The sequence below is a fragment of the Nitrosopumilus sp. S6 genome (genome assembly GCF_054515815.1).
In genome coordinates this window covers 172,528-197,486 of the sequence record NZ_JBTNRI010000002.1, presented here as the reverse complement: position 1 = coordinate 197,486, position 24,959 = coordinate 172,528, and the positions used below count along the sequence as shown (strand labels likewise).

Genomic DNA, 24,959 nt, shown 5'->3' with positions numbered 1-24,959 from the left:
CAAGGGTATAATTTTAGATGTAAAATACGATAGGTATGGCATTATCAGGAATTGAATTACGATATTTAGTTGATAAAATTTCAAAACAAGTTGAAGATTACTATGTCAGCAACATCTATGGAATAACAAAAGATAGCATACTCTTCAAATTACACCATACTGAAAAAAGTGATCTATTCATGATGATCTCAACTTCAGGAGTTTGGTTAACTAAAGTAAAAATTGATCAAGTTGAGCCAAATAAATTACTCAAAAGATTACGTAGTGATCTTCTTCGATTAAAATTAAAAAAGATAGAACAAATTGGTGCTGAAAGAATTGCATATTTTATTTTTGAGGGGTTTGGAAAAGAATTTGTTTTGGTTGGGGAATTTTTTGGAGATGGAAATATTTTACTTTGCAATAATGAGATGAAGATTCTTGCATTACAACATTCTATTGATGTGAGACATAGAAAACTAAGTGTAGGATTAGAATATACTCAACCACCACAAAGTGGATTAGATATTTTTAATTTATCAGAGAATGATTTTGAAAGTATTAAAACAACAGAGTTGGTTGCTGCAAAATGGTTTGGACGAACTTTGGGTTTACCAAAAAAATATGTTGAAGGTATTTTTGAAATTGCAAATGTTGATCCAAAAAAGATTGGTAATCTTTTAACAAATGATGAAATTAAAAAAATCTTTGAAACTACAAAAAAAGTTGTTTCAGATATTATTTCAGAAAATCATGATCCAATAATTGTAAAAAGTGAAAAAACAGAAGTTCTTCCGATTCAACTTGGAAAAGTTGAAGGAGAAATTACCAAAGTAAATAGCTTTATTGAAGGACTTGATACAGTATTTACACAAAACATTGTAGAAAAGGGAAAGTCAATTCAAACCAGTGGTTCAGATAAGAAGATAAAAGAACTTGAAACCCAAATTTCTGAGCAAGAAAAAGCAATTCAAACAGTAAAAGATAGATCAAAAAACATCACAAATGTAGCAAATTCGCTCTTTGAGATGATTTCAAAAGGGATTGTATCAATTGAAGACACACCTGCACAAGAAATTTTGGCAAGTAACAATGCAAAATTAATTTCTGAAAAAGGAATTCCATTAATTGTTATTCAAGATGAAAAAATAAAGATAGACACAAAGGCATCTTTGCAATCAATTGCATCCACACTGTTCAATGAAGCAAAAAAACAATCTGGTGCAATAAGTTCAATTGAAGAAATTAAATCTAAAACTTTGAAAAAATTAGAAAAACTACAGAACAAAACAGAATCTGAAAAAGATACAATTCTAGTTTCTGAGATTAGAAAGAAGAATTGGTATGAAAGATACAGGTGGTTCTATACAGCTGATGGTTTTTTAGTAATTGGTGGCAGAGATGCTGCATCAAACTCTGCCGTTGTAAGAAAACATTTGGATAAAAATGACAAAATTTTTCATGGGGATATTTTTGGTTCACCATTCTTTATTATCAAAGATGCACAAAATGCACCTGATACCAGTATGAATGAAGTTGCACATGCAACAGTTTGTTTTAGTCGTGCATGGAGAGAAGGAATGTATGGTGTTAGTGCATATTGGGTAAATCCTGATCAAGTGAAAAAATCAGCGCCTAGTGGAGAATTTCTTCCAAAAGGTTCGTTTACAATTGAAGGACAAAGAAATTTCATTAAAAGTGGAAATCTCAAATTAGCTGTTGGGATTATTCCACAAGAAGACGGTTATGCATTAACATGTGGGCCTCCTGAAACAATAAAGAAAAGTTCAATCTGCTATGCAATAATTGAGCCTCAAGGAATTGAAATGGTTGATGCGGCAAAGAAAATTAGAATAGAATTCTTAAAAATTCACGAAGAAATTACTAAAAAAATCAGTATTGATGAATTTGTACGTGTAATGCCTGCTGGAAAAAGCCAGGTAAAAGATGTAAATCGAGGAGAAGCAGATATTCAAAAATTCATCGATACTGAAGAGGATGACTAGAATCCGTATCAAGTGATAATTTCATTCCATTATTGATTGAAGAGAATTCTTCATCAGAAATAACTACCAACGGAATATTTGCAAGTGCACATCCAGTTGCAACTGTAAGATCAGCTTTTGTACAAATCATTGCAAGAGGTGCTGTTTCATTTGATTTTATAGAATAAATTGTGTATGCGCCAACACTACTTCCAACACCTGAAGGAAAAACTAGAATTATATCTTTAATTGATTTTTGATATAGTGAATGATTTTTGTCACTGATAATTCCGGTTTTTTTATCAACAGTGCCCAGAAAATTAATTGCGTCTTTTGATTTTAGAACAGTACCTTCAACTTTTCCTGAAACTAGAACTTTCATTTTGTCTCATCTTCTATAATTTGTGATAATGATTTTAGATTTACACCTACACCATTAGAGTTTTTTAGATAAAATGCGCCCTTGATGCTATTAGTGGTAACTGCATCAACATTATCTTTGTTAATTAATGGAGTAAGACAAGTACAACAATCTGAAAGAATTTCACATCCTGCACGTTCTAATTCATTTGTATAACCAATTTTGTTTGCTTGCTCTTTTACAGTTCTAGGAGTAAATATCATACATCTTTTCTCAAATGTTCGCCCCTTTAGTTTTCCTGCAAGTTCTGAAATTTCTTCTAATCCTAACTGAGGACTACCAAGTGTAATGACATCACCTGTTTCAGATGTGTTTAGTTCATCATGAACATTTTGCATTGCTTTTTCATCAAAATCAATTTTTTCAGTATCAGAATCACCTTCTCCAAAAATAAATTTGGCACATGTTCCAGACGTTCCCATTCCTCCACACATTGCCTTACATTGACGGTTATCCATCTCACCTAAACCAGAAACATTTACAGAAATGTCTCCAACTTTTCCTGCAAAAAATCCCAACATTCCATATGTCAGTTCATTTGGATCATCTACCTTCATTCTAATTGTTACATTAGGTGAATCTTCTTTTCGTAATGAAGAGTATGGACTTTTTCCAGTTAATGCACTAGCCAAAGCGCTAAATGCACTTTCCTTGTTTGTTTTCAAATTATCATAAGAATTTGCATGGATTGCAGCATTACTTTCTGCAAATGCAACCTGAGTACCATCTTTTGGAATATCAAAAATTTCATAAGGAATACATGAAAAAGATGGAATAACACCCATTGTTTCATATGAATTTCTAATGGAGAGTTGTTTTGAGATAAAATTTTCATCTAGTCCATAGTTTGATACATTATCAATGTCAAATCCCATCGGATTGAGAGTAGTCTTTACCTTAACTCTAGCATCTTTGCTAATACTAGAAAGAAATTCTTCTCCTGCATCACCTATTGTGTTATAATTTACTCCTGAAAGATGAGTCCATTCAATTGGAACTAGTTTTTCTGCATCTGTTGCCTCACCAGTTGCAACAAGAATTCTGTACGCCATCTCCATAATTTCGCCTTGTTCGCCTTTTAGTGCAGATTCTTCTTCTCTAGTTAATTCCAATGAGAGTGATTTGGATTTACAGTTATAATACTTGTACGTAGTTTTTCATATGAAAATGGAAAAAATTCTAAGTAAAATGATGGATACGATGAATTCTGTAAAGACTCCACGAATAACTGCGTTAAGAGATCTTCATGATGCGGAGACCGGTCCATTTAGTATTTTGATTGGAACCATACTCTCTGCTAGAACAAAAGATGAAAGTACAACCAAAGTAGTCAAAGTATTATTCGCAAAATACAAAAATCCAAAACAACTTGCAAATGCAAAACTAAAAGATGTTGAAAAGATAATCAAACCAATTGGATTCTATCATGTAAAATCTAAAAGAATTATCGAAGTTGCAAAGATAATTGATTCAAAATACAAGGGCAAAGTACCTGAAGATCTGGATACTTTGATAGAATTACCAGGAGTGGGAAGAAAGACAGCAAACTGTGTACTAGTTTATGCATTTGAAAAACCTGCAATTCCAGTTGACATTCATGTCCATAGAATTTCAAACAGATTAGGACTAGTTGAAACAAAGAATCCTGAAGAAACTGAACAAGAGTTAATGAAAAAAGTGGACAAGAAATTTTGGATTGACATTAATGATACTTTTGTAATGTATGGTCAAAACATATGCAAACCAATTTCCCCAATGTGTGATGTATGCAAAATTAAGAGAAGTTGCAAGTATTACAAATCTAAGAACGCTTCTTAGTTAGAAACAACATTCCAACGATAACACCAATACCTGCTGCAACATAAAATGGAAACATTGCAAATGCATTTTTTGATGGATCACCTGAGAGAAATTCTAAAAGTAAACTACCAGAATTAACTGCAGGAGGATCAGTAGAGCCTTCCATTCCGTGCACAGAATAAGAACCAATTGCAAATTCGCCAATATCCAAATTGGTAACAACAATTCTTGCACCATTATTTACAGTGAGTCCTGCTCTATCAGTAAATGATATGATTGATTTTGCCTGGGGATACCAACCTCTTTCCAAGTCACTATGAACTACAATGTATCCTTCTTTTGGAGTCTGTACTGCAACCCAGAACTTGTTATCAGGTATTGAACCCATTCCAACTTCAATAAATTCATCTTCAGAGTTTACATCATAGAGCCTAAAGACTGCATTTCCGTCGGGATTTGCATAAAGTAGATTGTTATCAATTGTTACTTGCCAGCTGACTGCATGGACATCATCTAATGGAATGATAGGCGCATCACGTAAAACTCTGTTAAATTCTTCAGCAGGAATCTCTATTGTGTCAATCATTAATGATGGATTCACTTCCTGAGCAAATGCAGGAGTGATAAAAAATCCAGAAAATAAAATTATTGCAAATAGATATCTCATGGAGCTAGTGCAAGTTTGATTGAATAAATATCTAATCAACAAAAGGCTTTGGATGATCCAAAATTACTTGTGCAACTTCTGGTCTTAGGATAAATTGAGAAGGTGCTTGTCCATTTTGAATCATTTCTCTTAATGCAGTTCCACTGATTTGCTCTTTGTCATCATTATCATGTGGACATGCCTTTGGAGTTGTGTACGTAAGACATTTTCTACAATAGAAGAATGGTGGGAAGAATACTGGGGCAATATCTAATTCAGGATAATCTGAAAAGATCTCTTGTGCGGCCATTGGATCATAGAATTTTCCAACTCCTGCATGATCTCTACCAATAATTATGTGGGTACAACCATAGTTTTGTCTCATGATAGCATGATGAATTGCTTCTTTTGGTCCCGCATATTTCATTTGAGTATGTAAAGTTCCCAGTTTACATCTATTTTCTGGATAGTATTTTTCAATCATGGTTTCATAACATTTTACAATAACTTCATCAACAAAGTCACCAGATTTTTTCTTTCCAATTACAGGATTTACAAATACTCCATCTCGTGTTGTAATTGATGTCTTTTGTAACATCTCATGTGCAACATGTGGAGGATTTCTAGTTTGAAATGCACAGATAGTTTTCCATCCAGCTTGTGCAAATGCTTCTCTTGTTTGTTTTGGAGTAAGTCGATTTTTTCTAATTTCAGTATCATTTGGTCTTTGAATAAAATCAATTTTTCCACCAACAAGAAAATCTTTCATTGACATTGTGTATGCCACACCTGGATGGGCTGCATCATTAGTGCCATATACTCCTTTAGCTGCTTTTTCCTTGTCAAAAGTAAATATTTCATCAACATGTAATACGGCAATACCAGTTCCATCAGGATTTTGTAATAATACATCTCCTGCATCTTTCATTTTATTGGCGGTTTCTTCATCAACATCTAATACAATAGGAATAGTCCATGCCAGATCATTTGCCAGTCTTCCTCTTGATACAACGCTCTCAAAGTCTTGTTGACCCAAGAATCCCTCTAATGGGCTGAAAATTCCATCTGCAATATTTTCTACATCATTTGCAAGATCTTCTGAAATTGTGATTGAGAATAATCCGGTAGGATCAACATTTGTAATTCTGTTAACTAGCACACCACCATGTGGTTTGATTGAATCATTTTCTGACATACTAATCCCCATTTTTACGCTCTATATGAAGGCCACACTCTTTGTGTTCTCCTTGTTCCCACCACCATCTTCCTGCTCGAATATCTTCACCGGGCTTTATTGGTCTAGTACAAGGTTCACATCCAATACTAGGATAACCTTTGTCAAGAAGGCTATTGTATGGTAAGTCATGTTTTTTGATATGTTCTTGAATTTGATCCCATGTCCAATCAATTATTGGATTAATCTTTAGAATACCACCATGTCCATGATCAATCTGAAACATTGTTACGTCTTCTCTGATTTTGGTTTGTTCTCGTCTTAGTCCAGTAATCCATCCATCAAGAGTGCTCAACATTTTGTTCATAGGATGTACTTTACGTATTTCACAACATAGTTTTCTGTTTTCAACACTTTCATAGAATAGGTTTAGTCCTTTTTCTTTTACCATGTCTTCAACTTCTTTAGTGTCAGGGAATAATACTTCAATTGTAATATTGTATTTTTTCCTCAACACATCCATGATATCATATGTCTCTTGAGGTAATCTTCCAGTATCCAAAGTAAAGAATCTAAATTCTGGATTAATTTTTAACATCATATCCATTACGACTGCATCTTCAGCACCAAAACTAGAAGCTTTTGCAACTTTAGGATGTAGATTATCTGATACCCATTGAAGAGCCTCTTCAGCTGTCTTTATCTTTGAATTAAGATCATCTACTTGTTCTTGAGTAAATCTAGTCACACATTCATTTGAAGTATTTGTTTTATATTGATTACCCGAAGTTTTATCCTAAATTATAAACAAGTAGATTTTCAAGTAAAAAATATGAATGAGACATCTTATGTTATAGTTTTTCCAACTATATTTTCAAAAAAGAAAATACCACAATTAATTTCAAATATTAAAAAAATTCTCAAGATAAAAAATCAGCAATTCAAATCAGTAAAGCGTGATGGTGAAATTATTCTAGTAGATGCTAATGATCCAGTTTTTGCATCATCTGCAATCAATATGCTATTTGGAATAAAAGAGATTGCAATTGCAAGACAAATAAAAAATAATTATCAAGATATTATTTCTCAAATTACTTCTGTAGGAGGTAATTTACTCTTGAGAGGTGAAAAATTTCTAGTCAAGGTAGAAGGAACATCAAAAGGATTTCTTGTAAAAGATGTAGAGATTGCAGCAACATCAAATATAATTGAAAAAAAATCAAAATTGGGTGCTCATCCAGGAACAGAACAAGACTATGACAAGTTATTGTATACGTATTTGACAAAAAATAATGCATACATCTGTATTTTTTCAGATAAAGGAAAAGGAGGAATTCCATATCAATCACAAAATGAAAATACTATTTGTGCAGTATATGATGAATTATCAGCAGTTTCTTGTTATGAAACCATAAAACAAGGATACGACACAAAGGTAATAGTTTGTTACCGACAAAAATCAGAATTGATGAATCTAGCTAAAATACTAAATCAGTTAATTCCTAGATTAGTTCAAGACAAAATAGAGTTAGAGTTCTTTCATCTAAAAATAAATCCAAATGGAATCAAAAATTATTTGACATATGTAAATTCAGTTTTAGAGATAATGCTGCAATTCTCAAATAAACGAGTCTCATTGGCGTTATCACCACAGATATTTTCATCAGATTTTATAGATAATTCTCTAAAACTAGTATTTTCAAAAAAGAAAATTCCTTTGATTCCATTATCAGGAGTAGATACAAGTTTGTTTGATGAAGCAAAAGAGATTGGATTAGAGAGAAACATCAACAAGTTAGGAAAAATTGTGACTAGTAATTCAGATGAGATTCCTGTTTTTGCAAAAAAAGAAGTAGAAAATGCCTTGAAAACAAAAAAAGTCATTTCCATTCAGGCAGGACCAAATAATGTACACGATATTTTAGATTCACTAGAAGAGAATCATTGAGAATTTAAACAGCATTTTAGTTGCAATATTGTGCTCAAAATAGGCGAATTCATCTACCCGTGGGGAAGCGGTCATTATTCTAGAATGATGAGGTTAAACGAAGTTCTTGGTGACCACATAAAAGAAGAGTTTGAAGTTCATTTTTCAAGCAAAGATCACGTATATGAAAAATTATTGAAAAAATTTCCAGATGAAAAAGAAAAGATTCATGAAATTTTGATGCCAACTCCAATTGATGGAAAGTTTGGTCCAAGTGTTTCAATGTCATTAATGAATTTATTATTACCAATTTCAAAGAATCCACCCTTAGTTAGACAAATTGCAAACTATCTTAGAGAAGAAAGAAAACTCTACAACAAAGAAAAATTTGATTTGGTAATCAATGATGGAGATATGGGATCAAATATTTTAGCAAAAAATAGAAATATACCAAGTTTATTCATAACAAATCAATTTAGACCAAGATTATACAATTCTAGATCATATCTATATCCATCATTGATATTTGTTGCAAAACAAATTCAAAAAGCATCAAAGATTCTTGTCGCAGATTCTCCACCACCTTATACAATGTGTGAATATAACTTAAATTTCATAAAAGAATCTGAAGATAAAGTAACGTATGTTGGTCACTTTACAAATAGTAAAAAAATTCACAAAGCAGAAAGTTCTGATCTTGAAAAATTAATTAGAAATAATGAATTTGGTTATTGGATGAGAACTGGAAATAAATCAACAAATGATGGAACTGGTCAAAGATATGAACAAGTTTTTCAACAAGATGAAATGAAAAATGAAAAGAGAATTGTTTCTCATGCAAGAAATGATCCAAAAATTGATTCAGTTATTGGAAAAGATGGAAAGAGATATTCCATCTCTGATGCATTAGATAAAAAAATAGATTGGATTCAAATTGATATTGGATTTCTTTCAGAACAAGAAAAAGACACGGTATTGGATTCATGCAAATATGCTGTGGTAAATGGTTCACATACCGTAATGGGGGAGATTATGGGTGGAAAAGCAAAACCAATCATTGGAATTCCCATTTATGATGAGCATACAAACAACATCAAATGGGCAGAAGAGAAGAATTTGGGAATACTAGCCACAAAAACAAAGCAGGTAATTGAGGGAATATCAAAGATTAGAGAAAATTATGAAAAATTTGAAGAGAGTTTAGATGAATTTTCAAAGAATTTTGTCCCAAATGGGGCTGAAAATTCAGCAAAGATTGCTGCTCAGACATTAGAGGAAAAGAGATAATACATTATTTTTAGAATTTTGCTCATCTGGCACGCGGGATTTCGATGGGCGAACGGACCGAAAGGGATGATGAAAAAATCCGCGTGTCAGATGTTTATCGATCAATTAACAATGTGGGAACGCTTTTATGGAAAAAATTAAGCCAAATCATCAGTGCCTAACTGTCCAGAATGTACACACAGAGAGAAAAAAAAGATTCAAGAAAAATACGAGTCTGAAGTTCCTGAAGAAGAAAGAAGTAGAGAAGATCTTTTCAAATTATACGATGAAATTGACATTCCAATGAAGATGGATGAGAAGAATAGAAGAAATTTTGTCTGTAAACGATGTGGTCTTTATGCTACTAGAGAACAAGTTTCAGACATAAGATACAAACTCAACCAAAAAGAAAGAACACGTGATGATAAACATGACGACTATTTAGAATGGTGGTCAAAAAGTAAAAAAGAAAAAGCTGAAAACTAGCGTGAGTTATTATGGTAAAAAAGAAAAAAGAAGATGAGATTCCTGAATGGGTTACTGATGAAATCCAAAATGCAAAATTCAAGAAACCTGAAGAATTAAAAAAATCAGGATATATCCTCGAGTTTTATTATGAAGATAACAAAATTGATGCTCAATTGTATGATGCAGTAGAAGATGGCAGACATATTGTAACCATGGATGTTCCAAAAAGTATCAAGTTAGATGACTTGTTAAAAGGAGAAGTATACGAATTTGTTTTTGACCAACACAAAGCACCGCTAAGCAAAAAAGTTTCAGAATATTTAGAAAAAGAAAAAGAGATTGAAATGAATGCAATTTATCAATTTGAATTAAAATCACTTGAATTATTAGATGTAGGCTCTAATGAAGCCGAAGATGATGACACTGAAGAATAATTCAGAATTACTGTACAGAATCTAATTGTTTTTGAAAGATTTTCCCATGATAGGATTTATGAAATAAGGGAATGTGTGCTTTAGCCAAACAGCACTTCTAACTACAGAAGGAACAATAATTTCCAGTCTAGAAGAATTTGCAGCTTTTAGAATTGCTTTTGCTACAGTTTTAGAACTAAGAGACATTGGAGAATATTTTGGCATTTTTTCAAAAGAAGGATGATCAAAAAAGTCTGTTCTAACCATTATAGGACTAACAACTGTAATTCCCACCCCAGTACCATGTAATTCATGTTTAAGACCTTCTGAGAATCCAAGCATAGCAAATTTTGATGCACAGTAAGATGCAATTCCTGGAAGACCAAAGCTAGCAGCAACAGAAGCTACATTGACTATGTGACCCGATTTTTTCTCCAACATTGATGGGAGAAAATTTTTGATGCAGTACATCATTCCAAAATAATTTGTCTCCATTTGAGATTCTATTTCATCAATAGACAAGTCTTTGACAGAACCATATATTGCAAAACCAGCATTATTTACTAATACATCAATAGAATCAAATTTTTCTAAAACAGTCATTGACATTTCCTTTACTTGTTCTTTATTTGATATATCACATTTACAAACAAGAGTCAACACATTGAATTTTTTTAAATCATTTTCAAGTTCATCGAGTTTTTCTTTTCTTCTTGCGACTAAAATTATGTTAGCACCTAATTTTGCAAATTCTATTGCACTTTGTTTTCCAATTCCAGATGAAGCCCCAGTAATCAAAATTGTTTTATTTTTGAAATCCACAAATCAGAAAAATCATTGAGAGATAAAAAGAGTTAGAATCAACAGGTGGCTTCAGTTAAAGTGTTTAATTTTCGAAGTTCACCAGAAGTGCTGATTGTTCCATCATTATCTGATTGTTTACCTGCTTCAGCTTCTATAATTATGATAATTGAAATTGCGGTATCAAGTGTCCAATTCATATGTGCAGCTAATTCTTCAGCATCAATAACATTATCTACAGTAATATTATCACAATCAGAAAAGCCTCCACCAGTTGAAGTTCCATCACAGTTTGGATTATTTTTTGCGGTTCCTTTATCACAACCGTTTGCTGTTTTTGTTCCTTTATCTCTTCCAGGATTTTCAGTGTCAGCAAAAGATCCAGGGATAACGGATACAGTCAACAAACCTGTTAGGGCAAATGCCAGAAATGCAAATGTGGCAAGATTTTTCATAATATATCCAAATATTTTATTAGTTATATACCACATCCGAATGTCCCAGATTTGGAAATTTTAAGCGATCATCATGTATTTTGAGATTTTGAAATTCTACTCAAAGCCAGCTTTACTAAAAGCAACCAAGTAATAGCTATCGGTACATAATATGTTGCAATTCTCCAGCCTATTACTGCATCCCATGCCAAACCACCTTGAGAAATATCAAAGTCAAATGGATTTAGATTATTTAGATATGCAACAATTCCAAACTCAGCAAGACCAGACCCTCCAATAGTTATTGGAAGATTTCCAATTGCGTTTGCACCCATTACAGCCATAATAGAATCAAATGCATTGATAACATATCCTGTCCCCATTGCAATGATCATAAATGAAATTCCATAAAATGACCAAGATGCAAGTGAGAACAAAAATGATACTGTAAAGACTTTTTTTGATTCAGAAGTTTTTAGATTTTTCCTGCTCATAGTACAGACTTCTTCCATCCAAGAATTTGTTTGTTCGATATACTTTACACCTTTTTCTTTTCCAAATCTTTTTGCAAGACTTGCCAAAACTTTAGGTACTTGGAATGTACGTTTAGAAGACAAAAAGAAGAGTATCATCCACAAAGCAGTTACAGTAATACTAGTTCCTAAAACTACTGCTGCAACAACATATGCTCCATTTAGTAGTGCTATTATTCCTGCCATTATAGATAGCAGACCAGCTGCAAATACTTCAGTAACAATATCCATAATTGCAATCCATGTTGATTTAGAAGGTTTTACACCTTTTTTATGCAAATAATAGATTACAATGAATTCAGCACCAATAAACATCGGAGTTGTAAATTTGATAAACTCACTACCTACACGAACACCAGTTAATTTCAAAACAGAATCAAAATTACCAAGATATTTTCTTGTAATGTATGCAAATTTGACTCCTTGAAGACCCAATTTGATCATCATAGCTACAACTGCACCAACAAATGGAAAAAATCCAATTGCCAGAACATCTTCTATTTTAATATCAAATTGAATAGATATAATGAAAATAGGAATTAAAGTAACAGGAATAGCTACTAGTCTCCAGTTCATTTGATGATTCCTTTGAGGGATCAAATATGAAAGTTGACAAAATTAGTCAAGATGATTTTTCACGCCTGAAAATAGGCATGAATTTTGTACTTAATTGAGGCTTTTTTGGGGGTTTTGAAGTTCGTCTTTGATTTCATTAAATAATGAATCCAATAATTCAAAATCTGAAAGATTTTTTTCTTCTAGTAATTTTATTACCAATTCTTTGAGATGGGTTTCTTTTTCAAGTACACTTTGAGTCATAATGAATGCATAATTTTGTTAGTTAAAGATCATATGGAATTTTTTTGTAATTTTTAGTACCAATATGGTATTTCAGAGATCAAAAAACCAAGCTAGTTTGAAATATGAGCAAATAATGAATCAGACAGGATTGAAAACTATTTTTGTTTCTGGAACTGCTGGTGCAGGAAAATCATTACTATCATCAAAATTGTATGATTACTATACAAAAAATGGTGCATTTACATCTATTTTGAATTTAGATCCAGGAGTAGAAAATTTACCATACAGTTGTGATATTGATGTAAGAGACTTTGTAGATATTGTATCTATCATGCAACAATATGATCTTGGACCTAATGGTGCACTAGTTATGGCAGCTGATTTGATTGCATCAAAGATTGATGAGATTCAAAATGAAGTAAACAGAGTTAATCCAGATTATCTAATAGTTGACACCCCAGGACAAATTGAACTATTTGCATATCGTTCTAGTGGGCGTTTTCTTGTAGATAATATTACATCTGACGAAAAAACAAATATCTTTCTTTTTGATGGTGCGTTAATTACTTCACCAGTAAATTTTGTTTCAATTGCACTTCTTGCAACATCAATTAGATTACGATTGAATTTGTCTACAGTTAACGTACTAACAAAAACTGATCTTATTGGAGCAAATCTCAAAAATATCCTACAATGGTCAACTAGTTTGAATACATTAGAAAATGCTATTGCAAAAGATGCCGATGGGGATACCTATACCTTGACTACAAATATTTTGAGAGGACTAAATCTTAGTGGATTTGCACAAGGATTAATTCCAATTTCAAATGTAACAGGTGAAGGCTTTGTAAATCTAGAAGGTGCGTTAAGCAGAATTCTTAATTTGGGTGAAGAGGTAGAAGACTAGTGGTATCAAAGATTACAGTAAAAGCACCTTCTTCTACAGCAAATTTAGGTCCAGGATTTGATGTGTTTGGCTTGGCAATAGATGCATTTTATGATGAAGTAACCCTGACTAAAACTAAAAGTGGAATAACAATTGTAACTCAAGACAATATTCCAACAAATCCAGAAAACAATACTGCAGGATTAGTTGTAAAAAATATGAAAAAAAAATTCAAAATAAAAACAGGAATTGAGATTAAAATCAAAAAAGGAGTTCCTGCAGGATTTGGAATGGGAAGTAGTGCAGCATCTGCAGCTGCTACTGCAGTAGCATTTGACAAATTATTTGGATTAAAGTTAGATGGAAATTCTCTAGTGGAACATGCAGGATATGGTGAAAAAGCTAGTGCAGGTTCAGTTCATTACGATAATGTTGCAGCCTCAGTTTTAGGTGGATTTGTAATTGTTAAAACAAATCCATTACAAGTAACTAGAATCAATCCACCAACAAATCTTAGAATGTGTATTGCAGTTCCAAAACTTGATGTGCCAAAAAAGAAGACCAAGGTTTCAAGAGGAGTTATTCCAAAGAAAGTAAAACTAACAGATAGTATTTTGAATTTATCAAATGCATCAACTATTGTGGCAGGGTTTTTGAAAAAAGATCCAGAATTAATTGGAAATTCAATCAAGGATGTAATTGTAGAGCCTGCAAGACAACATATGATTCCAGGATTTGCTAAAGTCAAGCAAAATGCTCTAAAAGCAGGTGCATTAGGTGTAACAATTAGTGGTGCAGGACCTTCAGTAATTGCATTTTCAAAGAGTTCTGCTGATTTGAAAAAAATTAGCTTAGCAATGTCAAAGGGATTTGCATCAGCAAACACAAAATGCCAGACAGTAATCTGTAAACCAAGTAAAGGTGCTGCAGATAAAAGAAAGTAATTTGAGGAATCATGAAAAAAGCTGTAGTTGTATTTAGCGGAGGAGTTGACTCTGTTTGTGCAGTATCATTTCTAAAATCAAAGTATGAACTGTATGGGATTACATTTTCATATGGACAAAAAGCAAATATGGAAATTTCTGCTGCAAAATCTTTTGCAAAGAAACTAGGACTGAAACAACACAAAATTATCGATATTGGTTTTATGAAAGAATTGTATGGTGATTCTAATGTTTTGACTAGTTCCAAGAGAAAAATTCCAAGCAAATTTGAGTATTCGATAGTAGTACCAATTAGAAACGCAGTTTTTCTCTCAGTTGCATCTGCATGGGCCTATACCCTAAATGCATCTCTAGTTGTGTATGGTGCACATACAGGAGACAAACATTATCCTGATTGCAGACCTGCTTTTGCAAAGAAACTAGAAGATGCATTCAACCAAGGTGAAATCGATGGGATTAATTCAAAATTAAGAGAGAAGATAGAGATTTGGTCCCCATATAGAGAAGGGCTATCAAAAAGTGATTTGTTAAAAAAAGGTAAAACAGTGTTAGGTGATTCTATCTTTAGAACATGGAGTTGTTATTCAAACAAAAAACTTCATTGTGGTGTTTGTGAGTCTTGCAATAACAGAAAAATTGCATTTGAAAAAGCAGGAATTTCAGATAAAACAAAATACCTAAAATAATTCTAATATCTGTTTTTTAGAATTTTCTTTTTTAGAATAAATCCTCTTATTCCAATATACCATGCTAAGAAGATCAACCCAGTAATTCCCCACCAAATATAGTTTTGAATTTCAGGAGAAAGTTCTGTGAGGGTTCCAACAACTTCTCTTGCAATTAACATACAGATTGCAAGAACTATCGCAAATTCAATTGCGTACCAAGTAAAACTAGGCCATGATTCTTTTGGAACATGTGCAATTTTTCTTCCATCATCCATGATTTTTTTGAAATAGAATCGCTATTTAATTTTTCAGATATTAAAAGGAGGAATCAGAAGCACGTTTTCTAATTAAGGTCATAATGCCCTCTTTTTCATCTTTATTTTCATAAATTCCTCTAAATGCTGATGAGGAAAGTGTTGCATCATTTCTAACACCACGCATTTTCATACAAAGATGCTCTGCATCAGCTAAAACTACAACTCCTTTAACACCTTGAGAGTATAGTTCATCTGCAATGTTCTTTGTCAGTCGTTCTTGAATTTGTAGTCGTTTTGAGTATTTTTCTACCAATCTGACTAATTTTGAGATTCCAAAAACTCTACCATTTGGGGAATATGCAATGTGGATTTTACCAAAGAATGGAAGCATATGATGCTCACACATGGAATAAAATTGAATATCGCGTGCTACAACTACATCCGAATCTTCTGAGAATTGAACAGCTAATTCTGAATCAGAATCATATCCAGAAAAGATTTCTTTGTACATATTTGCAATTCTTTCAGGAGTTTCTCTAAGACCTTCACGGGTAGGATCTTCACCAACTTCAATAATTAACTCTCTGACAAGTTTCTTTACACGTTCATCATCCATTTTGATGATTTGAGACGATTTTTCTAGTATTTGAACGTAATCTGATTTTTAGGCTGGTGATAACTATGGCGCACCAATGAATTTGTGTAATTGAGGAACAACCTTCACTTCATTATAGTGTGGAAAAACAAGATCATACAAACTCAACAATAAATCTAGTGAAGGTTCTGCAACGCCATATGTTGGTTGAATAATGAATCCGTCGATGTTGTCTTTTGATACGATATTAAAAATTTGATTCACTAATTCTTGAAAATCGTTAGGTTTTGTTTTAGAGCTAACAACTACTTTGATGTAAGTTGTTTTTTTTGAATTAACAGATGATTCCAAACATTTCATGGTATGACCAATTAATTTCTCATAGTGTTGAGAGTCAACAAAATCAGAATCCTTTGTTTTGAATTCAATTTTTACAATGTCAATAAATGGCAAAACATGATTGAATCTATCAATATCAAAACAAGATGACTCTAGATATGTTGGAATTTTTTTATCTTGAATGTGTTTTGCAAGTAGTGCAACTGCTTGGTGTTGAATGAGTGGATCACCACCTGTGAAATTTACTTTGTATGTTTGGTTTTTGAGATTAGAATCAATTAGTTGGTTTGCCTCTTCAATAGAATATTCTGTTCCAGAATCAAGAGGAAGTGATTCTTTAGTATCACAGTAAAAACAAGTAAAAGGGCAACCTGCCAGTCTTACAAAAAGTGTCTTTGTTCCATAAAGAATTCCTTCTCCTTCTACTGATGTAAATATCTCAAATAGTCTGACTTTCAAGTAATAATGGTAATTTTTTTCATTATTTATTCAGTGAGTTTCTAATGCATCACTGGTTCTTTTGTGTAGAATAATCCAGAGATAAAGAATACTATGCCTAGGATTCCAATTGTACTTCCAATTAGTTCTACTTGATTTTGAAGATCTCCTTCCATAGGAGCCCATAACCATGCCATCAATGCACCAACTACAATCATTGGAATTCCCACTCCAACTGTAATTGCTTTAGATGCCATGCTCAATTCTGTTTGGAAAATGTATAATAAGTTTATGATAATTTTTTAGGAATTTGAAAATTATTGTTTGAGATTGACTATGAGTTGTTTTGCAGTGATGATGTTGTTTTGGGAGTCATAGCTGATCACATAGAGTAATGCGTATGAGCCATTAGGGAATGGTGTAACGTTATGGATGGTTATTCCATTACCAGTTGTAAATTCTACAACATTTGGAGTACAGCTAACACAGCCAACTTTGTAGTTTTTAGCTGAATTGTCATTGTTCCAGGTAATCTTTACAGTTGCTGAATCACCATCATAGTTTGAGACAGAGGTTCTAACATTATCTAATGGTTCGGCAAATACTTCGTTTGTAGAAATGACACCGACTGCCAAAACCAATAATGATAATAATGCTAAACTCTTCAATTCTCTTCCTCCAAATCATTTCGTAATTTGACCATATTTAGAAGATCTTTTTTGTAGATTTCAACTACGCCTAGTCTTTCTAATCTTTTGACTGCTCTCCACATGGTGGTTCTTGGCTGAAGGAATTTCTTTCTTAAATCACTTTCAAAGACTTCGCCATCATTCTCAGAGATGAATCTAACAATCTCTTTATCATCTTCTCTCATATCTGGTCGGAGATTGAAAATTGTATCAGGATTTAGTGAATCAATCGTAGGGTTTGGAGTAGTTTTGATAACTTCAGTTTCCAATTGAGGTCTTGATTGTCTCTTTTTTGCTACAATTACAGAAGCAATTGCGGCAGCTGCAATTGGACCGACTATCAGACCAACAGTAACAAAATCAAATGAGAATCCAGAGGTAGTTGTAGGAGTTTCAACTGGAGTGCTAAAGATGTAATCAATTTTTGCAGAACCGTGAGGGATTTCTAGTTTAATTTGAGAATCCAATTGTTCCATGTTTTCAGGTAAGATATCCATTCCCACAATAACAGAATTTTCTGGCATTAGTAGTGAGTAGTTAGTAGGAGAATCAAATGAAAACGTCCAGACTCTGCCTTCTTTAGAAATTAGATCATGAATATCATAGTTAACTGTAATAGAAGAATAATCACTTGTTTGAATCATTGCCTTGTCTTCAATGATTTTGCCAGATAGAGTAATACCATCTTCTCCAATTGCAACAAAGTTGTCAATGGATGTACCAAAGAGGCTTAATTCAAAATTTGAAGAATCCACATCAATTTGAGATGAGATGTGTGTAGAACCATCAGAATTGATGATTAGATCAAGAGTTCGAGTAGTGGCAAATGAGGTCTGCAAAGGTATCGTTAGTGCTACAACTAGCAATCCTGCGACGATAAGAGGTGCATTAACCATTGTATCGATGATACTATCAGTCCTTACAAAAAGCATTCCATCTTCTCGAGACTCTGTCCTATGAATTGGTACGATTTGAGGATTCATTGGCTAATACCTTAGGTTCATGCTCTCCACGAGTCCCTGAAATCTCTTGAATTCCTGGAAGAATTGAAGTCCTTTTTCAGTGATTTGAAAGACTCTATTTCTGTCATTTTTGACAGACTCGACTAAGCCTGCTTCTACCAGTTTCTCACATTTGTCTAGTACTGCATAGTGAGATAGGTTGGCTTTGCGAGATATTGCAGATACAATGATTCCTTCACGACCGCCATCAGCAGTAACGTTTAGGATATCACCCATGATGCCCATTTCGGACCTGTATTGTTGTTTTGACATGGTATAGTATACAATCAATTAGTTATTGAGGAACATTTTGAAACACCATAGCGGAACGCATAGCGGAACGCCATTTTGACTTGAAAAATTGGTGGATTTTTGGCAATATCGTTGCGGGGGAGAAAATTCCTAGAAAATTTGTGCGTAAATTTTTGTTTGAAAAATACCAGTTTTGATGTAAAAAACAAACTTTTAGAAAATTTGAAGAAAAACGTCTTGATTTTGAATATTTTACAGAAATTTCGTATATAAAGAACAGAACAATTCCTATCCGTTCCTAATCTATCATTTTGAGGTATACCATTCATGGTAAAACCCCAAAATAGAACTATTGGTGTTATTGCTGTTCTTTTGATGCTTGCTGCATCTCCAATCACTGTAACCTACTCGTTTGCAGATGATATTGGAGTGTATGAGCCAAAAGGAAGTTCCAAAGATGAGGGATTAGGAGTAATCGTAACCGAAAAAATGGTTGATGGAAAGCTCAAAGTCCAACGTTATGCTTTGCCATCAGATACAACAAAGGAAGACATGCAGAGAATGTTGTCTACTAAGGTATCAGGATGGGCCATAATGAATAACAAGGCTTACAATGCAGGAATTACTCTCTTTGATGGAAAGGCAATAAAGGTCGGGCAAGACATGTGGAAGATTTCAACTAGTGGAATCCTAAGTCTTGGAGAAAAAGAGTTTGACCTAGAATTAAGTGGAAAATCCAATGGTTCCCATGTAACTATGCATGGAACGGCCTCAGATGAGGATCTCAGTTACAAAGTTGTATTTTCTGGAAAGTTTTCAGAAAAAGAGAATGTTTTTGAAATTTTCTTTAATTCTGCAGTAAATCCTGAGATGGGTCAAAATGTCAAATTTCTTCAGATTGGAGCTACCAATTTTGAAAAATCAATTGATTCTAACCAAGAGTTCAAAAATTCAATTTCGGTGAGATAATTCACCACATTTTTCCTTTTTTTGAGTAAAAATCATTCACCTTGTCAGCTTTGGGATTCATAGTAACTTTTTATTCCCATTTTGAAAAGTAAATCATAAAATGTTTGATAAATTCAAGAAAGAAGAGGGCGGAGAAATGGTAGAAGAAAGACCTGAAGAAAATACTGTAGAAGAGACTACAGAATCCACAATTTCAGATACTCCAAGTCAGATTGGAATTGGGGAATTAATGGGAAAACGTGCCCAGCTTGAAGAGGCAATTGATTATGTCGGTTTAATGATAAAGAATCTCAAAGATAAACGAACTATGCTTGAGAAAGATATTGAAGAAGAATCAGTAGATATCAAGAATCTCAAAGAGAAATTACAAAAGGTCAATGAGTATATCGAAGAAGAAAATAGAGGAATTTCACAACTTGCCGAAAAGAGAAAGCAAGTAGAGTCAGAAGCTGATGAGGTAGGCTCTATAATCAATAATTTACGAGAGAAACTATCAGGTGTTGATAGAATTATTGATGATGAAGGTAGCAGAGTCAGAAAGATAAAAGAATCTCGCGAGTCAGCAGAATAAATCTAATTCAAATTAGATGAAACTACGGTTAAACTGAATAATTTGACAACATGTTTTGATTATCTAATTATTTTGATTTTGGTCCATTACCTTTTGATTCTAATTTAGACAGTCTATCTGCTTCTTTCTGAGCTTTTTCAGCTTCTCTTTGTTGCTGTTCAGCTTGTTGTTTTGCTAACCTTTCAGCTTCCTGAGCTGCTTTTTCAGCTTCTCTTTGTTGCTGTTCAGCTTGTTGTTTTGCTAACCTTTCAGCTTCCTGAGCTGCTTTTTCAGCTTCTCTTTGAGCTTTCTCCTCTTCTAGTTGAATTCGTTTAATTTCTTGGGAAGCCAAACGCTCTGCTTCTTTTGCTGTCTTATCTACTTCTTGTTTATCTAGTCTATCTGCTTCACGTTGTGCTTTTTCAGCCTCTAATTGGATTCTTTTTGCTTCCTGTACAGCTAGTCTATCTGTTTCTTTCTCTGCTCTTTCAGCTGCTTTCTTAGCTTGTTTCTCTTCTAACTGTTGTTTTTTAGCTTCAAGTTCTTGTTTCTTTAATTCTAGTTTAGCAAGTCTGTCTGCCTCACGTTGTGCTTTTTCTTCTTCAAGTTGCAGTCTCTTTGCTTCTAATTTTGCCAGTCTATCTGCTTCTTTCTGAGCTTTCTCAGCCTCACGTTGAGCCTTTTGTTCTTCTAATTGGATTCGTTTAGCTTCTTGTTTTGATAATCTCTCAGCCTCTTTTTCAGCATTTAATTGAGATGTGGAATTTTCAGTACACTGACCTAGATAGTCATCATCATGGTTCTCCAGGTGATTTCTTGCAGCTTTTGCTGGAAGTGATAGAGTGTTCTTTTCATTGTGACATATCTCCACTTTATCAGTTGAAACTGGAGTTGGTTGGGTGTATGTTACTGGAGTTGTGTTTGATGAACCATAAGAATTTGAACATTTTCCTAAATAATCATCATGATTTTTCAAATGAGCTTCTGCAGCTTGTTTTGGAATGAACAAGGTTGTCTTTCCATTGTGACATAGTGTAACTTTGTTATCATCTGAAATCTGGGTTGTGATTGTGGATGTAGTTGGTGTTGTTACTATTACAAATGGTGTTGCAGTAAGAATTTCAGATTTTATTCCTGAACCAATCTCATTTACTGCATTTACTTGTAGTTTGTAGGTGATTCCATTTACCAGTCCATCAAATGTAAATTCTAAATCTCTAGTTTCTGCAAATACATCATTAGCTAAATGAGTCTTAGGATCTGGCATTGCAGATATTTCATATTTTGTAATTAAGGAATTGCCATCAAAACGTGGTTCTTCCCAAGAAGCAGTTACATTTTGATTTCCTGCTATAACTTCAAAATCAATGGGAGTATAAGGTACAGTTGGTAGTGATTCAGGCAATAGTTTGGCACATGTAACTTCGGCAGTTAGTTTTAGTCGATCTAAACCAGTATTTACTGCCTCAATTAGTGCACCGGTTTCAGATGAACCTCTCTGTAAGAAAACAAAATCTTTTACATCATGGACATCAGCAGGATTGCCATTTGCTTTTTGCAAATATGTGTTAAATCCGATGGCAAATTCGCCTGCACGCTCATTACAACTAACGTCAAATTTCAAATGTGTATCAGGCAGATAGGTATGAAAATCAGTTACAGTTCTAAACTCAATGTCTGTTACTGCATCTAATCCAGATTCTTCTTCAGCATATGCAAATGAATTTGAAGATAATCCAATTACAAATACTGTAAATGCAAATATGAAAATTATTTTTTTATTAATTGAAATAGAGTTTTGTGTTCTCATGCCTCTCTCGAGATCGAGATTGTAAAATTGAATATAAGAAAAAGGATGTGATCAATAGTAAGTATTATAACAGATCAAACAGGTTTTTTCAAAAATTAATTTCTAGTAAAATTTTGATGTTGATTCTGTAGATACTGTTGATTCAGATGGAACTGATGGGAACATTTGTCCTGCAGAACTCTCTGCTACTGCAGCAGCTTCTTTGAGTATTGCATCAGATTCAGCATTTGTGGATTCATCCATTCCAAATGCTGCGTCACCCGAGAAACTCTCAGTCATAAATCCACCTAGCATTTCAGCCATCTGGCCAATTTCAGCTTCTGCTCCAGGCATTACTTTACCTAGTGATGATTTGAGATTCTTCATTAATCCCATTGTTGGCATGATAGCCACTACAGTATCTCCAAGATCACTAAATGTTGTTAATCGTAATTCTATTTGTTCAAGAGCAATTCTTGCACTGCTCATAATTTTGATAACTTTTCTAATTTCTGCAAGTTCATTTCCTAGAACTTTGCTTGTTTGAGTGTCATGTTTCTGAGTTGCCTCTACAATTCTTGCAAATAGTTGTCCATCACGTTCTTGCAATCCAGATAACATTTTATCTAATTTTTGAATCTGTAATCGTAATCTTTTGACTCCTTCCTGAACTCGTGGTTTTAGAGCACCTTTTGGCTTTACAGTATCACTAAGTTTTTCACCAATACTAGTAGTAGGTGGTTTTGTCCACTTGTTACTCAAATTAGCCATGATTTGGGTTTAAGAAAATGTACTTAATTTCAGGTGTAAAGAATGATTCACAGTATGTGTAACTTCACTAACAAGACCAGAATTCAATCCAAAAATCTATTTACCATTTTCTTAGGCATAACTCATGAGCGAGTCATTTGGTTTTGATTTACCTGATAATTCCAAAGAGCTCACAGATAAGGAATATGTCAATTTAGTAAACCGAATTAGAGGTAATTTTCTCAGCTATGTTTCAGTGTTAGATTCAACACTTACTGTAATAATTTCAGATTTATTTTTGCGAGACAAAAGTGATTTTCCATTATGGGCAAAAACAGTATTTGATGAGGATAGAACTGCATCTTTTGGAACAAAGATAGTCTGGATATCAAGAATAATGAAAAACCATCAAGACTTTCAAAAAGCAATTGACGAGAAAACAAGAATAAAGATTCAGCAAAAACTAAATGAGATTAGAGAAATTAGAAATGATTTTGCACATAATTTTGCACACAATAAAAAGATAGAAGATGAAAATGTCAAAAATAGAATCATCAAATTATATGATTTTGAAGAAGGGATGACGACACCAAAAATATTCAAAATGGAGGAAATTATGGATTTGATAAATGACCCATGGATTTTAGAACAGCTTGAAAAATTAAAAGTGCTAACAAAAAAAATTAGAGATAATTAGAAATTTATTTTTATAATGGAATTCTCAAATTATCTTTATGAATAAGAAAATTATTATCGTTTCCGTTATAGTTATTATAGGAATTTTTGCTGTAATGTCTGTAGATTCATCTGAGAAAAATGATAATGTCATTTTTCATATTACATTGGCAGAACCACAATTGTATGAAAATGGAGTTTTTACTGAAACTTTTGAGATTAAAAGTGGTGAATATTATTTTAGATTTGTTCCAAATGGAAGTAGTCCTGAGATTTTATCAATTTCATTAAATGGAAAAAATTTTGAATTTTCAGAAGATTTCAAATTAGAAAGCACTTCACATGAAACGGGAATTTCACAATATTATACATGGGAATATCTTGGCCAAAAAGAGTTTATGGTTTCAGAGAACCAACAAGTATCAATTAGCATTAACCCAAATGGAAATGTATTGGGTTCAGTATCTGTAGATATTTTACAAAATTAAAAGAGGCGTAATCCCCTTCATTGCAGAACTTTGAGAGATTCCCTCTCATTATCAAACGACCTAAGCGCTTGATTGCCTTTATCGTTCTGCGGGGTTACGCGATTTTAGTCGATAGGAATTATATCCTTCGGCATTATTTATTATAGGAACTTCAAGTATTTAACAGTTAATATAATAAATTACAAATAATTTTTTAATCATTGAAATATTTTATACCTATTTCTTAAAAATCGATCTATAAATTACGAATTTCCATGTAAAAGCTATTGAGTTTATCAGGTAAAGTTGCCCTAGTCACTGGTGGAAGTAGAGGAATTGGATTTGCTACTGCAAAAGTTTTGTCAGAAAATGGAGCCAGTGTAGTAATCACAGGAAAAGATCAAGATCTATTAGAAAAATCAGCTTCTAAAATTTCTAATTCATTTGCAATAGTAGCTGATGTTAGAAAAACAGTCGATGTAAAAAATGCGGTAAAAAAAACTATTGAAAAATTTGGAAGATTAGATATTCTTGTAAACAATGCAGGAGTTTTTCCAAGAATCAAAAAATTACATGAAATTGAAGAAGAAGAATGGAATGAAGTTTTAGATGTAAACCTTACAGGGCAATTCAGAGTTACAAAAGAGGTAATTCCTTATTTGCAAAAAACATCTGGTTCAATAATTAACATTTCATCAGATGCCGGACTAAAAGCTTACCAGGGATTTAATGCTGATGCATACTCTGCAACAAAGGCAGCATTAATTGTACTGACAAAATGTTGGGCACTTGAATATTCCAAAGATAAGATCAGAGTCAATTGTATTTGTCCTGGAGTAGTAGATACTGATATGACAAAACCATTTGTAAAAACTCAAAAAGATAGAGACTTTATGGATGCTGAACATCCATTAGGCAGAATGGGAAAACCTGAAGAAGTAGCAAAAGCTGTACTCTATTTTGCCTCAGACGATGCATCATGGACTACAGGAGCAATTTTAGCAGTAGATGGAGGAGAATCTACAAAATAAATTCACATGAA

The 24,959-nt window shown here is 33.1% G+C and carries 32 protein-coding genes; 14 read left to right on the top strand and 18 right to left on the bottom strand.

Annotated features, from left to right (window positions below; all coding sequences use genetic code 11):
• The first annotated feature begins 35 nt into the window (after positions 1-35).
• Positions 36-1,985 carry a ribosome rescue protein RqcH gene (gene rqcH, locus ACX12B_RS02545; RefSeq protein ID WP_459352477.1) on the top strand — a complete coding sequence of 650 codons (1,950 nt, stop codon included), beginning with the start codon at positions 36-38 and terminating at the stop codon, positions 1,983-1,985.
• On the opposite strand, the gene ACX12B_RS02540 is transcribed toward rqcH, so the two are convergent.
• The gene (locus ACX12B_RS02540) at positions 1,960-2,346 is read right to left on the bottom strand and encodes an aconitase X swivel domain-containing protein (protein ID WP_459352476.1); all 387 of its coding nucleotides are present in this window, start codon (positions 2,344-2,346) and stop codon (positions 1,960-1,962) included. The two genes, rqcH and ACX12B_RS02540, sit on opposite strands and share 26 nt — an antisense overlap.
• Complete coding sequence (locus tag ACX12B_RS02535) at positions 2,343-3,497, bottom strand: aconitase X (RefSeq protein ID WP_459352475.1); 1,155 nt, start codon at positions 3,495-3,497, stop codon at positions 2,343-2,345. The genes ACX12B_RS02540 and ACX12B_RS02535 overlap by 4 nt, the downstream gene beginning before the upstream one ends.
• Positions 3,498-3,546: 49 nt before the next feature.
• Between ACX12B_RS02535 and ACX12B_RS02530 the strand changes: the two genes are divergently transcribed.
• The gene (locus ACX12B_RS02530; protein ID WP_459352474.1) at positions 3,547-4,203 is read left to right on the top strand and encodes an endonuclease III domain-containing protein; all 657 of its coding nucleotides are present in this window, start codon (positions 3,547-3,549) and stop codon (positions 4,201-4,203) included.
• On the opposite strand, the gene ACX12B_RS02525 is transcribed toward ACX12B_RS02530, so the two are convergent.
• From ACX12B_RS02525 to ACX12B_RS02515, 3 genes are read right to left on the bottom strand one after another with little or no spacing between them, the layout of a single operon-like run.
• Complete coding sequence (locus tag ACX12B_RS02525; protein ID WP_459352473.1) at positions 4,187-4,852, bottom strand: hypothetical protein; 666 nt, start codon at positions 4,850-4,852, stop codon at positions 4,187-4,189. The two genes, ACX12B_RS02530 and ACX12B_RS02525, sit on opposite strands and share 17 nt — an antisense overlap.
• Before the next feature lie 31 nt (positions 4,853-4,883).
• A complete protein-coding gene (gene sat, locus ACX12B_RS02520; RefSeq protein ID WP_459352472.1) occupies positions 4,884-6,026 on the bottom strand; it encodes a sulfate adenylyltransferase in 1,143 nt (380 codons plus the stop codon).
• Between the two features lies 1 nt (position 6,027).
• A complete protein-coding gene (locus ACX12B_RS02515) occupies positions 6,028-6,753 on the bottom strand; it encodes a phosphoadenylyl-sulfate reductase (RefSeq protein ID WP_459352471.1) in 726 nt (241 codons plus the stop codon).
• Positions 6,754-6,837: 84 nt separating this feature from the next.
• Here ACX12B_RS02515 and ACX12B_RS02510 point away from each other — a divergent pair, with 84 nt between their 5' ends.
• From ACX12B_RS02510 to ACX12B_RS02495, 4 genes are all read left to right on the top strand, one after another.
• A complete protein-coding gene (locus tag ACX12B_RS02510) occupies positions 6,838-7,953 on the top strand; it encodes a thiamine biosynthesis protein (protein WP_459352470.1) in 1,116 nt (371 codons plus the stop codon).
• Positions 7,954-7,983: 30 nt separating this feature from the next.
• Positions 7,984-9,219, top strand: coding sequence for a glycosyltransferase (locus ACX12B_RS02505; RefSeq protein WP_459352469.1), 1,236 nt, complete (start codon positions 7,984-7,986; stop codon positions 9,217-9,219).
• A gap of 153 nt (positions 9,220-9,372) precedes the next feature.
• On the top strand, positions 9,373-9,684 hold the full coding sequence (locus tag ACX12B_RS02500; RefSeq protein WP_048071662.1) for a hypothetical protein: 312 nt from the start codon (positions 9,373-9,375) through the stop codon (positions 9,682-9,684).
• Between the two features lie 11 nt (positions 9,685-9,695).
• On the top strand, positions 9,696-10,100 hold the full coding sequence (locus ACX12B_RS02495; protein WP_459352468.1) for a hypothetical protein: 405 nt from the start codon (positions 9,696-9,698) through the stop codon (positions 10,098-10,100).
• Positions 10,101-10,121: 21 nt separating this feature from the next.
• On the opposite strand, the gene ACX12B_RS02490 is transcribed toward ACX12B_RS02495, so the two are convergent.
• The 4 genes from ACX12B_RS02490 to ACX12B_RS02475 form a co-directional block, all read right to left on the bottom strand.
• Entirely contained in the window at positions 10,122-10,901 is a 780-nt protein-coding gene (locus ACX12B_RS02490) for an SDR family NAD(P)-dependent oxidoreductase (RefSeq protein ID WP_459352467.1), read from the bottom strand.
• Between the two features lie 38 nt (positions 10,902-10,939).
• On the bottom strand, positions 10,940-11,335 hold the full coding sequence (locus ACX12B_RS02485; protein ID WP_459352466.1) for a hypothetical protein: 396 nt from the start codon (positions 11,333-11,335) through the stop codon (positions 10,940-10,942).
• 71 nt (positions 11,336-11,406) lie between these two features.
• On the bottom strand, positions 11,407-12,423 hold the full coding sequence (locus ACX12B_RS02480; RefSeq protein ID WP_459352465.1) for a lysylphosphatidylglycerol synthase transmembrane domain-containing protein: 1,017 nt from the start codon (positions 12,421-12,423) through the stop codon (positions 11,407-11,409).
• A 90-nt stretch (positions 12,424-12,513) separates the two neighbouring features.
• Positions 12,514-12,666 carry a hypothetical protein gene (locus ACX12B_RS02475; RefSeq protein ID WP_459352464.1) on the bottom strand — a complete coding sequence of 51 codons (153 nt, stop codon included), beginning with the start codon at positions 12,664-12,666 and terminating at the stop codon, positions 12,514-12,516.
• A gap of 130 nt (positions 12,667-12,796) precedes the next feature.
• On the opposite strand from ACX12B_RS02475, the gene ACX12B_RS02470 reads away from it, so the two are divergent.
• The 3 genes from ACX12B_RS02470 to ACX12B_RS02460 are packed head-to-tail and all read left to right on the top strand — an operon-like array spanning position 12,797 to position 15,164.
• Complete coding sequence (locus ACX12B_RS02470) at positions 12,797-13,555, top strand: ATP/GTP-binding protein (protein WP_459352503.1); 759 nt, start codon at positions 12,797-12,799, stop codon at positions 13,553-13,555.
• Positions 13,555-14,478, top strand: a complete 924-nt coding sequence (locus ACX12B_RS02465; RefSeq protein ID WP_459352463.1) for a homoserine kinase — start codon at positions 13,555-13,557, stop codon at positions 14,476-14,478. Before ACX12B_RS02470 ends, ACX12B_RS02465 begins: the two co-directional genes overlap by 1 nt.
• A gap of 11 nt (positions 14,479-14,489) precedes the next feature.
• A complete protein-coding gene (locus ACX12B_RS02460) occupies positions 14,490-15,164 on the top strand; it encodes a 7-cyano-7-deazaguanine synthase (protein WP_459352462.1) in 675 nt (224 codons plus the stop codon).
• 2 nt (positions 15,165-15,166) lie between these two features.
• On the opposite strand, the gene ACX12B_RS02455 is transcribed toward ACX12B_RS02460, so the two are convergent.
• The 7 genes from ACX12B_RS02455 to ACX12B_RS02425 form a co-directional block, all read right to left on the bottom strand.
• Positions 15,167-15,421, bottom strand: a complete 255-nt coding sequence (locus ACX12B_RS02455; RefSeq protein ID WP_459352461.1) for a hypothetical protein — start codon at positions 15,419-15,421, stop codon at positions 15,167-15,169.
• 40 nt (positions 15,422-15,461) lie between these two features.
• On the bottom strand, positions 15,462-16,019 hold the full coding sequence (gene folE, locus ACX12B_RS02450) for a GTP cyclohydrolase I FolE (RefSeq protein WP_459352460.1): 558 nt from the start codon (positions 16,017-16,019) through the stop codon (positions 15,462-15,464).
• A gap of 63 nt (positions 16,020-16,082) precedes the next feature.
• Positions 16,083-16,796 carry a 7-carboxy-7-deazaguanine synthase QueE gene (locus ACX12B_RS02445; RefSeq protein WP_459352459.1) on the bottom strand — a complete coding sequence of 238 codons (714 nt, stop codon included), beginning with the start codon at positions 16,794-16,796 and terminating at the stop codon, positions 16,083-16,085.
• A gap of 41 nt (positions 16,797-16,837) precedes the next feature.
• Positions 16,838-17,032: a hypothetical protein gene (locus ACX12B_RS02440; RefSeq protein WP_012214423.1), complete on the bottom strand. Its 195-nt coding sequence runs from the start codon at positions 17,030-17,032 to the stop codon at positions 16,838-16,840.
• 60 nt (positions 17,033-17,092) lie between these two features.
• Entirely contained in the window at positions 17,093-17,443 is a 351-nt protein-coding gene (locus tag ACX12B_RS02435) for a hypothetical protein (protein WP_459352458.1), read from the bottom strand.
• Complete coding sequence (locus ACX12B_RS02430) at positions 17,440-18,447, bottom strand: helix-turn-helix transcriptional regulator (protein WP_459352457.1); 1,008 nt, start codon at positions 18,445-18,447, stop codon at positions 17,440-17,442. Before ACX12B_RS02430 ends, ACX12B_RS02435 begins: the two co-directional genes overlap by 4 nt.
• A 3-nt stretch (positions 18,448-18,450) precedes the next feature.
• Positions 18,451-18,738 (bottom strand): winged helix-turn-helix domain-containing protein, encoded by a 288-nt coding sequence (locus tag ACX12B_RS02425; protein ID WP_014964168.1) that lies wholly within the window; start codon positions 18,736-18,738, stop codon positions 18,451-18,453.
• A 306-nt stretch (positions 18,739-19,044) separates the two neighbouring features.
• On the opposite strand from ACX12B_RS02425, the gene ACX12B_RS02420 reads away from it, so the two are divergent.
• On the top strand, positions 19,045-19,686 hold the full coding sequence (locus tag ACX12B_RS02420; RefSeq protein ID WP_459352456.1) for a hypothetical protein: 642 nt from the start codon (positions 19,045-19,047) through the stop codon (positions 19,684-19,686).
• Between the two features lie 100 nt (positions 19,687-19,786).
• Positions 19,787-20,257: a transcriptional regulator gene (locus ACX12B_RS02415; RefSeq protein ID WP_459352455.1), complete on the top strand. Its 471-nt coding sequence runs from the start codon at positions 19,787-19,789 to the stop codon at positions 20,255-20,257.
• Between the two features lie 67 nt (positions 20,258-20,324).
• Here the strand turns inward: ACX12B_RS02415 and ACX12B_RS02410 are convergent, their stop codons facing one another.
• Both ACX12B_RS02410 and ACX12B_RS02405 read right to left on the bottom strand, forming a co-directional pair.
• A complete protein-coding gene (locus ACX12B_RS02410) occupies positions 20,325-22,046 on the bottom strand; it encodes a fibronectin type III domain-containing protein (protein WP_459352454.1) in 1,722 nt (573 codons plus the stop codon).
• A gap of 102 nt (positions 22,047-22,148) precedes the next feature.
• Entirely contained in the window at positions 22,149-22,796 is a 648-nt protein-coding gene (locus ACX12B_RS02405; protein ID WP_459352453.1) for a Snf7 family protein, read from the bottom strand.
• Between the two features lie 124 nt (positions 22,797-22,920).
• Here ACX12B_RS02405 and ACX12B_RS02400 point away from each other — a divergent pair, with 124 nt between their 5' ends.
• The 3 genes from ACX12B_RS02400 to ACX12B_RS02390 all read left to right on the top strand — a co-directional run bounded on the left by ACX12B_RS02400 (position 22,921) and on the right by ACX12B_RS02390 (position 24,948).
• Positions 22,921-23,472 (top strand): hypothetical protein, encoded by a 552-nt coding sequence (locus tag ACX12B_RS02400; RefSeq protein WP_459352452.1) that lies wholly within the window; start codon positions 22,921-22,923, stop codon positions 23,470-23,472.
• Positions 23,473-23,509: 37 nt separating this feature from the next.
• Positions 23,510-23,938, top strand: a complete 429-nt coding sequence (locus ACX12B_RS02395; RefSeq protein ID WP_459352451.1) for a hypothetical protein — start codon at positions 23,510-23,512, stop codon at positions 23,936-23,938.
• A gap of 266 nt (positions 23,939-24,204) precedes the next feature.
• Positions 24,205-24,948 (top strand): SDR family NAD(P)-dependent oxidoreductase, encoded by a 744-nt coding sequence (locus ACX12B_RS02390; protein ID WP_459352450.1) that lies wholly within the window; start codon positions 24,205-24,207, stop codon positions 24,946-24,948.
• Positions 24,949-24,959 lie beyond the last annotated feature (11 nt).

Coding starts and splice junctions, on each gene's coding strand:
- rqcH (WP_459352477.1), top strand. CDS start 36: ATGGCATTATCAGGAATTGAATTACGATATTTAGTTGATAAAATTTCA.
- ACX12B_RS02540 (WP_459352476.1), bottom strand. CDS start 2,346: ATGAAAGTTCTAGTTTCAGGAAAAGTTGAAGGTACTGTTCTAAAATCA.
- ACX12B_RS02530 (WP_459352474.1), top strand. CDS start 3,547: ATGAAAATGGAAAAAATTCTAAGTAAAATGATGGATACGATGAATTCT.
- ACX12B_RS02525 (WP_459352473.1), bottom strand. CDS start 4,852: ATGAGATATCTATTTGCAATAATTTTATTTTCTGGATTTTTTATCACT.
- sat (WP_459352472.1), bottom strand. CDS start 6,026: ATGTCAGAAAATGATTCAATCAAACCACATGGTGGTGTGCTAGTTAAC.
- ACX12B_RS02510 (WP_459352470.1), top strand. CDS start 6,838: ATGAATGAGACATCTTATGTTATAGTTTTTCCAACTATATTTTCAAAA.
- ACX12B_RS02495 (WP_459352468.1), top strand. CDS start 9,696: ATGGTAAAAAAGAAAAAAGAAGATGAGATTCCTGAATGGGTTACTGAT.
- ACX12B_RS02485 (WP_459352466.1), bottom strand. CDS start 11,335: ATGAAAAATCTTGCCACATTTGCATTTCTGGCATTTGCCCTAACAGGT.
- ACX12B_RS02480 (WP_459352465.1), bottom strand. CDS start 12,423: ATGAACTGGAGACTAGTAGCTATTCCTGTTACTTTAATTCCTATTTTC.
- ACX12B_RS02475 (WP_459352464.1), bottom strand. CDS start 12,666: ATGACTCAAAGTGTACTTGAAAAAGAAACCCATCTCAAAGAATTGGTA.
- ACX12B_RS02460 (WP_459352462.1), top strand. CDS start 14,490: ATGAAAAAAGCTGTAGTTGTATTTAGCGGAGGAGTTGACTCTGTTTGT.
- ACX12B_RS02455 (WP_459352461.1), bottom strand. CDS start 15,421: ATGGATGATGGAAGAAAAATTGCACATGTTCCAAAAGAATCATGGCCT.
- folE (WP_459352460.1), bottom strand. CDS start 16,019: ATGGATGATGAACGTGTAAAGAAACTTGTCAGAGAGTTAATTATTGAA.
- ACX12B_RS02440 (WP_012214423.1), bottom strand. CDS start 17,032: ATGGCATCTAAAGCAATTACAGTTGGAGTGGGAATTCCAATGATTGTA.
- ACX12B_RS02430 (WP_459352457.1), bottom strand. CDS start 18,447: ATGAATCCTCAAATCGTACCAATTCATAGGACAGAGTCTCGAGAAGAT.
- ACX12B_RS02425 (WP_014964168.1), bottom strand. CDS start 18,738: ATGTCAAAACAACAATACAGGTCCGAAATGGGCATCATGGGTGATATC.
- ACX12B_RS02420 (WP_459352456.1), top strand. CDS start 19,045: ATGGTAAAACCCCAAAATAGAACTATTGGTGTTATTGCTGTTCTTTTG.
- ACX12B_RS02415 (WP_459352455.1), top strand. CDS start 19,787: ATGTTTGATAAATTCAAGAAAGAAGAGGGCGGAGAAATGGTAGAAGAA.
- ACX12B_RS02410 (WP_459352454.1), bottom strand. CDS start 22,046: ATGAGAACACAAAACTCTATTTCAATTAATAAAAAAATAATTTTCATA.
- ACX12B_RS02405 (WP_459352453.1), bottom strand. CDS start 22,796: ATGGCTAATTTGAGTAACAAGTGGACAAAACCACCTACTACTAGTATT.
- ACX12B_RS02400 (WP_459352452.1), top strand. CDS start 22,921: ATGAGCGAGTCATTTGGTTTTGATTTACCTGATAATTCCAAAGAGCTC.
- ACX12B_RS02395 (WP_459352451.1), top strand. CDS start 23,510: ATGAATAAGAAAATTATTATCGTTTCCGTTATAGTTATTATAGGAATT.